Annotated in this window: 14 protein-coding genes; 11 read left to right on the forward strand and 3 right to left on the reverse strand. The window is 34.0% G+C overall.

Going from position 1 to position 14233, the window contains the following annotated elements; translation table 11 throughout:
- Window positions 1-75: 75 nt before the first annotated feature.
- The 11 genes from ABXT06_RS07555 to ABXT06_RS07605 all read left to right on the forward strand — a co-directional run bounded on the left by ABXT06_RS07555 (window position 76) and on the right by ABXT06_RS07605 (window position 10045).
- Window positions 76-1203, forward strand: coding sequence for an NAD(P)/FAD-dependent oxidoreductase (locus tag ABXT06_RS07555; protein ID WP_354590191.1), 1128 nt, complete (start codon window positions 76-78; stop codon window positions 1201-1203).
- Window positions 1204-1917, forward strand: a complete 714-nt coding sequence (locus ABXT06_RS07560) for a methyltransferase domain-containing protein (protein WP_354590192.1) — start codon at window positions 1204-1206, stop codon at window positions 1915-1917.
- Entirely contained in the window at window positions 1914-2966 is a 1053-nt protein-coding gene (locus ABXT06_RS07565) for a type III polyketide synthase (RefSeq protein WP_354590193.1), read from the forward strand. Before ABXT06_RS07560 ends, ABXT06_RS07565 begins: the two co-directional genes overlap by 4 nt.
- An 11-nt stretch (window positions 2967-2977) precedes the next feature.
- Window positions 2978-3415 (forward strand): 3-hydroxyacyl-ACP dehydratase FabZ family protein, encoded by a 438-nt coding sequence (locus tag ABXT06_RS07570; protein WP_354590194.1) that lies wholly within the window; start codon window positions 2978-2980, stop codon window positions 3413-3415.
- Window positions 3412-4680 (forward strand): beta-ketoacyl-[acyl-carrier-protein] synthase family protein, encoded by a 1269-nt coding sequence (locus ABXT06_RS07575; protein ID WP_354590195.1) that lies wholly within the window; start codon window positions 3412-3414, stop codon window positions 4678-4680. The genes ABXT06_RS07570 and ABXT06_RS07575 overlap by 4 nt, the downstream gene beginning before the upstream one ends.
- Window position 4681: 1 nt before the next feature.
- A complete protein-coding gene (locus ABXT06_RS07580; RefSeq protein ID WP_354590196.1) occupies window positions 4682-4936 on the forward strand; it encodes an acyl carrier protein in 255 nt (84 codons plus the stop codon).
- Window positions 4933-5430, forward strand: a complete 498-nt coding sequence (locus ABXT06_RS07585; protein WP_354590197.1) for a 4'-phosphopantetheinyl transferase family protein — start codon at window positions 4933-4935, stop codon at window positions 5428-5430. Before ABXT06_RS07580 ends, ABXT06_RS07585 begins: the two co-directional genes overlap by 4 nt.
- Window positions 5431-5532: 102 nt before the next feature.
- Window positions 5533-6318: a polysaccharide deacetylase family protein gene (locus ABXT06_RS07590; RefSeq protein WP_354590198.1), complete on the forward strand. Its 786-nt coding sequence runs from the start codon at window positions 5533-5535 to the stop codon at window positions 6316-6318.
- Between the two features lie 105 nt (window positions 6319-6423).
- Window positions 6424-7341, forward strand: a complete 918-nt coding sequence (locus ABXT06_RS07595) for a bestrophin family protein (protein WP_354590199.1) — start codon at window positions 6424-6426, stop codon at window positions 7339-7341.
- Between the two features lie 192 nt (window positions 7342-7533).
- Window positions 7534-8607: a response regulator transcription factor gene (locus ABXT06_RS07600; protein WP_354590200.1), complete on the forward strand. Its 1074-nt coding sequence runs from the start codon at window positions 7534-7536 to the stop codon at window positions 8605-8607.
- A gap of 82 nt (window positions 8608-8689) precedes the next feature.
- Window positions 8690-10045 (forward strand): hypothetical protein, encoded by a 1356-nt coding sequence (locus ABXT06_RS07605; protein WP_354590201.1) that lies wholly within the window; start codon window positions 8690-8692, stop codon window positions 10043-10045.
- Between the two features lie 267 nt (window positions 10046-10312).
- On the opposite strand, the gene ABXT06_RS07610 is transcribed toward ABXT06_RS07605, so the two are convergent.
- The 3 genes from ABXT06_RS07610 to ABXT06_RS07620 all read right to left on the reverse strand — a co-directional run bounded on the left by ABXT06_RS07610 (window position 10313) and on the right by ABXT06_RS07620 (window position 14144).
- Window positions 10313-12097, reverse strand: a complete 1785-nt coding sequence (locus tag ABXT06_RS07610) for a mechanosensitive ion channel family protein (protein ID WP_354590202.1) — start codon at window positions 12095-12097, stop codon at window positions 10313-10315.
- A gap of 108 nt (window positions 12098-12205) precedes the next feature.
- A complete protein-coding gene (locus ABXT06_RS07615; RefSeq protein ID WP_354590203.1) occupies window positions 12206-12712 on the reverse strand; it encodes an acetolactate synthase small subunit in 507 nt (168 codons plus the stop codon).
- Window positions 12713-13118: 406 nt separating this feature from the next.
- Window positions 13119-14144, reverse strand: a complete 1026-nt coding sequence (locus ABXT06_RS07620; RefSeq protein WP_354590204.1) for an NAD(P)-dependent alcohol dehydrogenase — start codon at window positions 14142-14144, stop codon at window positions 13119-13121.
- Window positions 14145-14233 lie beyond the last annotated feature (89 nt).

A 14233-nucleotide genomic window follows, 5' to 3' on the forward strand; every position in this document is an offset into this window, starting at 1 on the left:
ACAAAGGTTGAAATTTTGTTAATTTATTATCAAATTAAGTAAAGTTCGTGTAAGAATTATGACTAAATTGGTAGTATGAGAACAAATCCCGATGTGCTTATTATTGGTGGCGGTCTTGCAGGTCTGGCAGGCGCTTTACACTTATCCAAAAAAGGATTAAAGGTTGTTCTTATCGAAAAAAATACGTACCCAAAACATAAAGTCTGCGGTGAATACATTTCAAATGAAATTCTTCCGTATTTGCTATGGCTTGGAGTTGATGTTTCAAAACTGTATCCCACAAGCATTTCAAATTTTGAATTTACAGCGCAAAACGGTAAAACCGCAAAAACAAAACTTCCGTTGGGCGGTTTTGGAATTAGCCGTTACGAATTGGATCATTTTCTATTTCAAAAAGCAGCAGAAAACGGCTGTTCGATCATAACAGAAACGGTTACCAATATTTCTTTTGAAAACGACATTTTTACCGTAACAACTTCCGAAGAAACACTTTCTGCAAAAATAGTTCTGGGCGCTTATGGTAAAAGATCTAATATTGATCAGGTTTTGGAAAGAGATTTTATTTCTAAGAAATCGCCGTGGTTAGCCGTTAAAGGGCATTATTCTGGAAATTTTGATGAAAAACTTGTCGCTTTATACAATTTTCAAGGTGGTTATTGCGGTGTTTCAAAAGTAGAAAACAACATTATAAACATTTGCTATCTGGCCGATTTTGAAACTTTTAAAAAGTATAAAAACATTGAAGAGTATCAGAAATCGGTACTTTATAAAAATAAAAAGCTAAAAGCTGTTTTTGAAAACAGCACTTCCCTATTTGAAAAACCTTTAACCATAAGCCAAATTTCATTTGGCAGAAAAGAACCTGTAGAAAACCATATTTTAATGATTGGCGATAGTGCGGGATTAATTCACCCAATGTGTGGCAACGGCATGGCAATGGCTATTCATAGTGCAAAAATAGCTTCCGAATTGGTATTGGATTTCTATTACGGAAAAATAGAATCCAGAAATGAATTGGAGAAAAAGTATATTCAGGAATGGAAAAAGCATTTTAGTAAAAGATTATTTTTTGGACGAATATTAGCCAAAGCGCTGACCTATAAAAATTTTACACATGCAATGACAACTGTAGCCGCTTCGGTTCCGTCATTACTTTCCCTTATTGTAAAACAAACACACGGACGTCCCGTAGCAGTTGAATAAATGAGTGTAAACACCAAATATAGAACCGAAGAAATTGAAATAATGGACGATTTTTCGCTTGAAGGCGAAGAATTGATTGGTGCTTTAGATCAAATTGCTTCTATTAATCAGTTGCTTGGCGGCAATAAACTCACGCTTCATGGCATTAAAGAACTTTTAAAAAAGGCTGATACTTCCAAAACAATTACCGTTGCAGACATAGGTTGCGGTAACGGAGATATGCTAAGAATGCTTGCTAAATATGGAAAAAAACAAAATCTAAATTTTAAACTAATTGGCATTGATGCAAATGCTTTTACTATTGATTATGCCCGAAAACTATCTAAAGATTTTCCAAACATTGAATATCTGTGTATGGATATTTTTAATGAAGAATTCAATCAGCTAAAATATGATATTGTCTTATGCACGCTTACACTGCATCATTTTACAAGCAATCAAATCGCTGATGTCATGAATACTTTAAACAAAAATGCTTCAATAGGCATTGTTGTAAATGATCTGCATAGAAGCAAATTGGCTTATCGATTATTCGAACTGATTGGTTTTGTTTTCAATCTTAACAATATGTCTCGCAATGATGGATTAATTTCTATTCTTAAAGGATTCAAAAAGAAAGAATTAGAACATTTGTCCAAAAAATTAAACTTAAAAAACTATTCCATAAACTGGAAATGGGCATTTCGCTACCAGTGGATAATTACTAAAAAATGAGTGTCAAAATAATCACAGCTGTTAAACAGCTTCCGCAATATTCAAGAACCACAGAAGAAATCCTTCCGCTAGTCGATGTATGGCTTGAAGGTCAGGAAGAACGTTTTATCAAAAAAGTAAAAAAGATATTTGAAGGTGCTTCTGTTGACAAACGTTATTCCATCATGGAACCTTCTGAGGTTTTTACCGCTACTTCATTCGAAGAAAAAAATGATATTTACAGCCGTGAAATGATTGTTCTAGGACATCAGGTTTTAGAAAAAGCATTAGAGAAAACAGGCTGGGATCCGCAGAGTTTAGATTATATCATTACGGTAAGCTGTACCGGAATTATGATTCCTTCGCTTGACGCTTATCTAATTAATAAAATGAAGTTAAGACAAGATATTGTTCGTCTTCCCGTAACCGAAATGGGCTGTGCAGCCGGAATATCTGGAATTATTTATGCGAAGAATTTCCTGAAATCAAATCCGGGCAAACGTGCAGCGGTAATTGCTGTAGAATCTCCAACTGCCACTTTTCAGCTAAATGATTTCTCGATGCCAAATATCGTCAGCGCTGCCATTTTTGGAGACGGTGCTGCTTGTTGTTTATTATCATCAAAAGAAGAAGATTCAGGTCCTGAAATTCTCGACGAGCAGATGTATCATTTTTACGATGCGGAACACATGATGGGCTTTAAGCTCACTAACGGCGGATTGCAGATGGTTCTGGATATTGAAGTTCCAGATACAATTTCTTCACATTTTGGAGATATTATTCATCCGTTTTTAAAACAGAATAATCTTGAAATTAAAGATATTGATCATATGATATTTCATCCAGGCGGAAAGAAAATCGTTACAACCGTAGAATCGCTTTTTGCTGGGTTGGAAAAGAATATTGATGATACGAAAGAAGTTCTCAGAGAATATGGCAACATGTCGAGCGCTACGGTTTTGTATGTTTTAGAAAATATAATGAACCGAAATCCGAAAAAAGGAGAAAAAGGTTTAATGTTGAGTTTTGGCCCAGGATTTTCGGCACAAAGAGTCTTATTGCAATGGTAATTTGAAAACTTATGAAATTAAATGAAATAATTGCACAGCTCCCGTACAGCGAATCTTTTTTGTTTGTTGATGAATTGCTTCACGCAGATGAAAATGGCGTAACAGGAACCTACACATTTAGAGAAAATCTTGACTTTTACAAAGGACATTTTAAAGACAATCCTGTAACCCCAGGCGTTATTTTGACCGAAACGATGGCTCAGATTGGAATGGTTTGTTTGGGAATATTTCTTTTAGGAAATGAATTAGGGGAAAACACCGTAATCGCTTTTACTTCTGCCGATATGGAATTTTTAAAACCAGTTTACCCAAATGAAAAAGTGACGGTAACTTCTGAGAAATTGTTTTTCCGTTTTGGAAAATTAAAATGTAATGCGGTAATGAAAAATGAAGCGGGACAAGAAGTCTGTCGAGGAGTTTTAGCAGGAATGATAACAAAGAGATTATGAAAAAACGAATTGTAATAACTGGTCTTGGAGTAACAGCGCCAAATGGTGTCGGAATTCCTGCATTTAGCCATGCACTGCAAAATAGCATTTCGGGAATTCGACATGATGCTCAATTAGAAGAATTGCAGTTTTCTTGTCAAATTGCGGGTCAGCCTCAAATATTTGACGAATTAAAATTGCAATATTTTACAGAACTAGAACTTCGCGGATTTAACAGCACAGGAATCTTATACGGCGTTATTGCTGGATTAGAAGCTTGGTATAATGCAGGATTGCCATTAAACGAAAATCCAGATTGGGACAGTGGAGCTATTTTTGGAGCTGGGACTTCTGGAATAGACAAATTCCGCGAAAGCATTTATAAAATTGACGAACTGCAAACCCGAAAATTAGGAAGTACAGTTGTCGCACAAACCATGAACAGCGGTGTAAGCGCCTATCTTGGCGGTAAAATCGGATTAGGAAATCAAGTTACAACCAATTCATCGGCTTGCACAACGGGTGCTGAAGCTATTTTGATGGCTTACGATAGAATACAATCTGGACAGGCAAAACGTATTCTAGCAGGCAGTACTTCTGATAGTGGCCCTTATATTTGGGGAGGTTTTGATGCGCTTCGTGTTTGTTCTTCCAAATTTAACGACAAACCCGAAGAAGGTTCACGACCAATGAGCGCTTCGGCTGCAGGATTTGTTCCTGGTAGCGGTGCAGGTGCTTTTGTCATTGAAGATCTGGAAACTGCCTTAGAGCGCGGTGCAAAAATTTATGCGGAAATATTGGGCGGAAATGTCAATTCGGGTGGACAAAGAGATGGCGGAACGATGACTGCTCCAAATAGTATTGCTGTTCAAAGATGCATTAAAACAGCAATTGAAAATGCAGGAATAAGCCCAAATGAAATTGATGCCATCAACGGACATTTGACTGCCACAACCAAAGACAGTCTCGAAATTGAAAATTGGACAAAAGCTCTCAATAGAAGCGGTTCTGATTTTCCGTACATTAATTCTTTAAAAAGTCTTACCGGACATTGTTTAAGCGCCTCTGGAAGCATTGAAAGTGTTGCTTCGGTATTACAGCTTCACGAAGGATTTTTGTTTGGAAATAAAAATTGCTCTGACCTTCACCCAGAAATTGCGTCGCTTATTGATCCTTCAAAAGTGCTTTTAGAAACTATCAAAACGAATCCCAAAATAATTGCAAAAGCCAGTTTTGGTTTTGGCGATGTAAATACATGTATACTATTTAAAAAATTTGAAAACTAAAATGGACAGAACTGAACTTATCAAGGAATTAAAAGTAATTATCAAACCTTTTGCTGCAAACACAGAAGCGTTTGAGAATCTTACAGAAGAAACCGATTTTATAAAAGACCTTAATATCAATTCTGCCAATCTGGTTGATATTGTTTTGGATATTGAAGAAAACTTTGACATCGTAATCGACAATGCCGATATGGAACGCATGCTTGATGTAAAGACAGCTGTAGAAATCATTGAAACCAAACTAGCCGAAAAATGATTGGCAACGACATTATAGATCTTGCGCAGTCACGCATAGAAAGCAATTGGCAAAGAAAAGGTTTTATAGAAAAGCTTTTTACAATTGAAGAACAGCAGTGTATTAAAGATTTTGACAAACCTGAAATTATGGTATGGCTTTTATGGAGCATGAAAGAAGCTGCTTATAAAATTTACAACCGCCAAACCAAAATACGGGAATATAGTCCCAAAAAGTTGTCCTGCACTTTGAATTTTATAAACGCCAATCAAGCTTCTGGAAAGGTCTGCTGTAACGAAAATCTATATTATACCGAAAGTATATTTTCTTTGGAAAGCATCCATACCATTGCGGTAGATAATTTTGCCAACATCAACAATGTAATTGAAGTTGAAAGCCAAGAAACTATTAAAGATGAAAACGGAATTCCATATTTGAAAATTGACAATACCTTTCAGGATATTTCGATCAGTCATCATGGAAGATTTGAAAAATCGGTAACTATCAGAATATAAAAAATTTTCTTTTTATTTAAGAACGATAAAACAATTATAAGAAAAAACTTTAATTTTGAATAGAATTATATTCAAAGTTTATTCGCTAGCACTCTGAAATCTATGAGAATACTTTTTACAAAAACGTTATTATTTTTATTGTTCTTATCCTTAATCTCTTGTGAGAATAAGAAACCAAAATCGGTTTCAAAACCTGCCTATAAAGCTGGAGTCATTTTATCTTTTGATGATGCTTATGTCGACGAATGGTCTGAAGCAGATAAAGCTTTGCGAAAGTACTCTTGGAAAGCCACTTTTAATGTCTGCCGAATAGATTCTATCGCAGCTCCAGAAATTAAAACACTTTTAGAAATGCAAAAATATGGTCATGAGATTGCTGGACATGGCTATCATCACTACAATGCAGTTAAGTTTACGAAGCAATTTAGTGTAAAGGAATACCTGAAACAGGAAATTGATCCTATGATTATTTCTATGAAAAAGAAAGGATTCAATGTTACTTCTTTTGCTTATCCTTACGGCGAAAGATCAGATTCCTTAGATCAAGCTTTATCTCCTCTGTTCAAAATTATTAGAGGACGAGCATTTGGAGGTGAAATTCCAGAAAAACAAGACAGCTATTTTAATAATTCAAAAATTGTATTTGCTTTTGATATTGATAACAGTCATATTCATTTTAGCATTCCGTATTTGCTTGAATTATTAGATTATGCCAAAAAGAATAATAAAATTCTAATTCTATGCGGCCATAAACCCGTTAAGGAAATAACAGAAAACTATCAGACCAAAATTGAAACGTTAGAATTTATCTGCAAATACATGAAATTGAATGATCTTAAATTCTACAAACTTTCAGATTTAGACAATTTGGTTCCGCCAAAGCTTTAATCTTCGTAGATTTTATGTATTTATATCGGAACAATTATTCAGTAAAAAATTGCAGTTAATTAATTCTTTATAAGTACTTTTAATGCATCAATATTATTTTACAAAATGATTATTAAGAAAAAAGATAACTGGTTTAAAATGCTTTTCGAATGGAAAGGCTCAGTTTTACCCCAGCTTATTCCACGATTGTTTTTACTCTTCCTATTTTCTTTTCTTGTTTTCTATTACAAATCTTTTTTACTAGAATATAATCTCCATATAAATCCTGCAATTTTTACTTTGTTCGGGATTGCGCTTGCCATATTTCTTGGTTTTAGAAATAATGTTAGCTATGACCGTTTTTGGGAAGGACGAAAACTTTGGGGCGCTTTGTTAAACGATACCAGATCGCTTGCAAGACAAAGCATTACGCTTTTAAACTCTAAGGACAATAAACCTGAAAATCAAAATTTCATCAATTTATTGATTGCTTTTGTATATGCATTAAAACATCAATTGCGAGATACTGATGCTAGCGAAGATTTAAATCGTTTGCTTTCTTCTGATTTTAAAGAGCAGTTAAAAGACGTTCATTTTAAACCAATCATTATTTTAAAAGAATTGGGACTTTGGGTAAAAAAATCAAAAGAAGAAGGCAAAATTGATGGTATAGCGCAATTAGCATTTGAAGAAAATCTCAATAAACTTTCAGACATTGTTGGCGGATGCGAAAGAATTGCCAGCACTCCTATTCCGTACACTTACAGTGTATTACTTCATCGAACTGTTTACATTTATTGCTTTATGCTTCCGTTTGGTTTTGTCGAAACATTAGGATGGATCACACCATTTGTAATTGTTTTTATTGCCTATACTTTTGTGGCGCTAGAAGCAATTGCCGATGAACTAGAAGAACCTTTTGGCGTACAACCCAACGATCTTGCGTTAAACGCAATGTGTCTTATGATTGAAAATACGCTTTTAGAATTAAATGATCAGAAGATTATTGAAAGAAAAACTTTTAACGAATATTATATTACCTAATCTACTTCACCCTTTTCTTACAATATAAAGATTCGAAAAGCTATTATATCTCTCAGTTTCTTATTTATGAAACTGGGAGATTTTTCATTGCAATAAACTGAAACTAAACCAAACTCAAAAAATGACATTCTCCAACCTTGATTTTTTTCGTATTTTTAATCCTTCAAAAGCTTTTCTATTATCTCATCTAAAATGCTAAAAGAAAGAACAATCCGAATTTTATTCTTGGTAATCCTTATAGGCTTCTCTATTCCGATTTGTTACGGACAGTACAAGATTTCGGGATATATTGACGATGAGCATAAAAACAAAACCGTCTATTTGAGTCTGCTCAAATATGATGAGGAAACCATGATTACCGAAAATCAGATTCTTTTTTCTACCCAGACCGATAATACTGGTTATTTTGAATTTAAAGGTCAGCTATTGTCTGAAAAAGACAAACTCTACCGTATTCATTCGAATATTAATACCATCAAGGGGTTGCAATTGGTTAGAGATAATGAAAAGAAGAATTATCACAATTTTATTTTTTCAAACAGAGACACCATCTATTTTCCAAAATCTGGTGCAAATTGGTTCGGTCAGTCCCAAAACAGTAATGTTACTGATCAGGAATGGAGAAAATTAAAATCTTTTGAAGAACAATTAGAAAAAAATAATGCTCAAATAAAAAATAAAGAAGCACAACAACAGGCTATAAATGATTTTGCTGAGAAAGTGAAATTCTATAGCGAAAAAAACCTTAAGCATCCTTTGTTGAAGCTTTTAGCATTTTCGGATATTAAACGAAATGATTTTAATCTAAAAAACGATTTTGAAAAAAATGAGCCGTTTTACGATGCCATTTCAAATTCACTTAAAAACTACTATGGTGAAACCTCTTATTATATCCAATATCAAGATGAAATTTCAAAAATCTCCAATGTCATTCTGCAGCAAAAATATACGTTTCAGAAAAAGCTGAATTATGCTCTAGCTTTATTGGTTTTCATTTTGGGGCTTATTTCTGTTTTTCAATTTAGAAAATTGAAAGCCCTGAAGCCTCAAAAAACAATAGCAGAAATTTCAAACCTAACTTTAACCAATCAGGAAGAGAAAATCACCAAATTGATTCTAGAAGATAAATCGAACAAAGAGATTGCTGATGCACTATTTATCTCGCTGAGCACAGTTAAAACCCATATCCGAAATCTTTATGCCAAATTGGATGTGGCAAACCGTCATGAATTGGCCTCCAAATTGAAAAATCATCCTTGGGATTAGTCCCGATTTCAACCTCTGCTTAACTGATTTTCAAAATCCTCCACTCTAATTTTGTTTCCGAAATCTTAAACATCAATCGGAAATGAAAAAAAATCTTTTATTACCAATCTTCATTGCAGTCTTTCAATTTTCTGCCGCGCAGGAAACAGACAAAGCTTTTAAAAACAGACAAAACATTCAGGAAAAGCTGTTGGAAGCAAAAGCACTTTTAGAAAAAGATAACGGAAAACTTTGGGGAAGACCAATCTGGAATGACAGCATTATCGTAATCGACTTTGACAACTCAATCTATAGTTTGGTAAAATTACCAAATAGTAAAACGGATAATGGAATTTTGTATTCTAAAATTATGGAAGCTAATTCACTTGTTTTTGTTAATACCACACAGAAATATGAAGGTAAAGAATATGCTACGGTTCTGAATAATTATCTGGATGATAAAAGTGCTACGATCATTCATGAATTATTTCATCTGCTGCAAATAAAATCCCGAAAGTTTAACGGAAATCCGATTGAATATCTTGACGAAACCAATGCTCGTATTTTATTGCGATTAGAATACCAGGCGTTACGAAATACTTTAAAAGCGATTATCGAAAAAAGAAAAATAGATGAGATCAAAAATTATTTGAAAGATGCTGTAATATTTAGAAAAGAAAGACAACAGCAATATTCAAAATATTTGAATGATGAGCTAGAAATAGAAACTTTGGAAGGTTTGGCAAATTATACCGGTTTTGTTTTGTCTTCTTATAACAATAAATATGAAAAAGCAATTGAAGAAATTAACCAACGAGAAGAAGCAAAAACGTATACCAGACCTTTTCCTTATGCCACAGGACCAGCCTATGGTTTGCTTTTTGATTACTTGAATATTAATTGGAGAAATAGTTTAGATAAAACATATAATTTCACTGATATTTATGAAGTTATGATTTTAAAATCAAAATTAACTATTACAAATAAGCTACTAGGATTAGCCAAATCCAGAAACAATTTTGATGAAATAAACAAACAGGAAATTGCCCGAGAAGAAGAACAAAAAAAGCTAATCTCTTATTATACTGATTTACTAATTAACAAACCAACTCTTAAAGTCGTACTCACTGATATTGATCATTATGGGCGTACTTTTAATATGAATGGAACATTGACTTTAAACGATAAAGGAATTGTTTATTCCAGCATTAAAGGAAGAGATAAATCAGGAAACAATTTTGGAAATTTTGCTACTGTTGAAGGAAAAAATCAACTGGGTAAAGCTGGTATTTTAAGTTATGATAAAGATGGAAAAACTTATTTTGTGTTTCCGCTTCCTTCTAAAATTGAAGGCAAAAAAATCACAAGTGAATTTTACGAAATAGAATTGAATCCTGATTGGAAAATCGCCAAGCAAAATGACGGAAGTATGGAAATCGTAAAAGAAACTAAAAGCTAAATTGCAGTTTTCATAAACAAAAAACAGGCTGTCTCAAAAAGATATTTTTTTTTGATGGACAAAATATTCTTGATCTCTAAACCCCAGCGAGGTAAAATATTTATAGAAATACAACAAGGCAAAAAAGCTCCAGAGGAGCGACATATTTAAATTACAAAAAAATATGTCGCTCCTCTGGAGCTTTATGTTGTAAACATTTATCGTATGCTATAAATATTTTGCTTCTCCGAAGCTTACAAAAAAATCATTCTTTTGCATCCTATCCTTTTATAGTAAAGTTTCCTCATCTTGAGGATTAAAACTGCCTTCGCCAGGATATTTTATACTTCCTTTCAATTCTTCCACTCGTTTTGGATCAAATTTCGGAAGTTGTAATTCGCTATTCTCTTTCCACTTTTTAACTGTTTCAGAGATTTCATCCGCCTTTTCTTTTGAAAAAGGAGTATCACGCGCCATATATAATGTTTGCGATGGATAAGCCAATGAGCTGCCGCTTTTTTCTATAATATCCATCATTCTCAACAAAAGATCTTCCTGAACTTCTTGCGATGTTTCAAGATTTATAGCTTCGATATAAGCTGTGATTTCGACTTTTAAAGCATCTGCCGTAATACCCGTAAAACGTACAATTGGAGGCGTATTTATGACGGAAGGGTGCGCATACAGCAAAGATCTTAGTTCTACAAGAAGATAACGCATTTGGTCTGGAGTGGTTTCCATTCTAAAACCAAAAATCGGATTGAATATAAAACGGTCACGATGAGCATAATTTTCTATTTTACTAGCCGACAGCTGTCCGTTCGGAATCGTCACAATAGTACGAGCTGCCGTACGAAGTGTTGTCGAACGCATACCAATGGCTTCTACTGTCCCTTTTATATCATCAACTCGGCAATAATCGCCCACACGTAATGGCTGATCGGCAATAAGGCTTACACTTCCCACAAAATTTTCTATCGTTTTTTGTGCTCCTAGAGCCAATGCAATTCCCCCAATTCCTAGTGCTGCAAGTCCAGCTGTAACGTCTACACCAATAATTCCTAATAAGGCAATGATTCCGATAACAACAATGGCAACTTTCATCGTACGGCTCAAAAATAAAACCGCAGATACTGCAGAAGCACGTCCTCGATTATTCATTCTGCTTCGAGTATACATACTAACAAAATCGGTCATTCTCCAAAGCAGGATCAAAAAGGCTACAATTCCAATTGTAATTATTATGATGCTAAATCGCTGACGGACTATTATCGAAATTCCCATTCGTTGCGTAAGTGCCACGAATAAAATCACTGTCATATACATCTGGACCGGTAGTGTAAATGCATCTATAATTGCGGTTCCTTTTTCCGTATCTGCCTTCTTCCATATTTTTTGAATCAGAAAAATAAGCACATAAATAAGAAGTCGTGATAATAAATAAGTAACCACTGCCATGACCACCACAACTCCCCAGTGTCCAATTGGTACATTTCCTAATTTTCTATCTTTTAGAAATTTGGGTAAAACTCTATCTAAAAAAGTTTTCTCTCCACTAACATCTGCTCCACGAATTGCTTCAACTGTTTCTGCAGAAAAAAGCCATAATGCTGGTTCGCTATCATCTGACTGATTTTCTAAATAAAGCTGTATATTTATTTTATCTGTAGATATATTTCCAACCAAATCTATACCTGTTGTCAGATTATCATCTAAACGTCCTAATTCTTTATTACTTAGAATGGATGATGGCGAAAAATTTCCTCCCTGATCCAAGAGTTGCTGAAAAGTCTTTGCTATTTGTATTCTTTCAGATGTTTTACGATAGGAACGTTTACTCAGTACAAGATACTGACTTGCACGCAGATAGTTCTGATCACCAAGTGCTTTAATGAATCCGTTGACTGTTCCTTGAGGTGTTCTTCTTCCGAGTGAATCATCTGGAATCTTAACTGGCTCTTCAGTCGTAGTCTTTGCTCCGCCTAAAAGCTGTGCTTCTGCTGTATTCGTGTTTATCAGCAAAGTCAAACTCAACAAGAAAAAAAACAATAAACGTTTGGTATCTAAAATCATACTGTAACTGCTTTAGTAATGACCATTAAAAATAAGAAATATTGAAGATATACAAAACGTTTCCATCAGAAAAAGCAGAAACAAACAACAATAGTTCTTCTATATTCTTTAAAATTCTACGCAAAAACCTTCATTCGATTTTGTAAGAGCAATTCTTGAACTTTTTACAAATTCAATCAAACCAAATGACTTTAATTTCTCAGTTAAACAAACTATTTCATCATCTGTTCCTGTGGCCTGCAATATAGTATACTCTCTTTGAATTTCTGAAATTTTAAGATCATTTTCGCGAAGCATAACTTCCATATTCATGTCTATCGCAAATATGGAAGTTGGGATTTTAAATAATGCAACCTGTTTAAATACAATATCCTCCTTAAACGAGTAATAACATTTATAAACTTCGATAATTTTCTCAATTTGCGCAACTAAATTAATGACTTGATCCAGCGTTTCGTTTACTACAATCGTATGCCTATACATATTCTCTATTTCGCAAATAGACATATTAAGACTCAAAATCTGGATTTGTTTTCTTAAAAACATACTAGATAATTTGCTTATTAATCTGATCTGATCTTCGGAATAAATAGTTAGAGTAAATTCGTTTTTCATTGTGTTTTTTATTTGTGCTTTTTTATGAGTTACTGAGAAATAAAAAAGCCTTTCACATTTGACTGAGAAAGGCTTTTATGAATAGACAATAGAATCCTGACTCGTCATGTGATACGAATAATGATAATTGAAATAATAATGCTATTCTGAATTGATTTTTTCATATTGTTATAAACAAAAAAACCTCCCATAAAAGGGAGGTTTTCTAAATTGTATATTTTACTTATTTATATAACACCCCTTCACTACTATCGAATGATAATTGTGATAATAATTGAAGCGATGTTAATATTATTTTTCATTTGCTTGATTTGATGCACAAATATATTGATATTTTTTAATCTGCAAAGATTATTGCAAAAACAAAAAAATCCGTCTTTAGAACCGATTCATTTTGTTTTGAATTTTAAGGAACTAAAACGGCTCTGCCTTTTATTTTTCCTTGTCTCATTCTATCATAAACTTCGTTTGCATCGTCAAGTTTATGTTTTTCGATTTCAATATGAATTTTCTTTTGTCTTGCCAGACCAACCACTTCCATCAGTTCTGTTCTTGATCCCCAATACGGATTGGTCATGCTTACGCCAAAAGGTAATCCGTTCATGCTATATTGATAATGTCCTCCGCCAAGACCTACAATGGTAAGATCTCCATCGAGGCTTACCACTTTTGTTCCTAAATCTATTGTAGATGTTGCTCCAACAAAATCTAGAACTACTTTTGCTTTTTTAATTCCAGTAATTTTCTGAATTTGTTCTGCAGCATCGGCGTCTTTAGAATTAATTACATAAGCTGCACCCAATTCTTTTGCGAATGCTAGTTTATCCTCTGTCACATCGCAGGCAATTATTTCAGCTCCGCTTATTTCTCTTAATATCTGTAACGCAACATGGCCTAATCCGCCAACACCAATTACTACCACATATTCATCAGCCATTAATTTAGGAAGGGAACGTTTTATCGCAGAATAAGGTGTAAGCGCTGCATCTGTCAATGGAGCTGCAATAACAGGATCTAAGTCATATATAGGCACTAAAAGTCTAGAAGATGGCACAAGCATGTAGTCGGCCATACCGCCATCTAAACCTAAACCTCCACCATAAGCTTGTTCAGATTGATGATCACAATAATTTTCTTTGGACTGCTGGCAAGGTTTGCAATGTCCGCATCCCCAAGGACCGTATACGAGAACTGCATCTCCTTTTTTATAACCTTCAACATTCTCGCCAATTTCTTCGATCCATCCAGCATTTTCATGTCCCAACGTAAAAACTGTTCCAACTACTGTTCCTTCATCTATAATATGCAGGTCTGAGTGGCAGACACCAGCGCCGCCAATCCTTAATAACACTTCATCACCTTTAGGAACAGGTCTTTCTATATCATTAACTACACGGACATCTTTATGCCCAAAAAAACGTACTGCTTTCATAAAAATAAACTTTTAGATTACTATTTTACTAATTTACAACTTGTATCTTTTATAGGGTTTATCACACAAGTTAAGTTTATCCTAATTTA

This window comes from Flavobacterium sp. UW10123, assembly GCF_040538975.1.
Lineage (GTDB): Bacteria > Bacteroidota > Bacteroidia > Flavobacteriales > Flavobacteriaceae > Flavobacterium.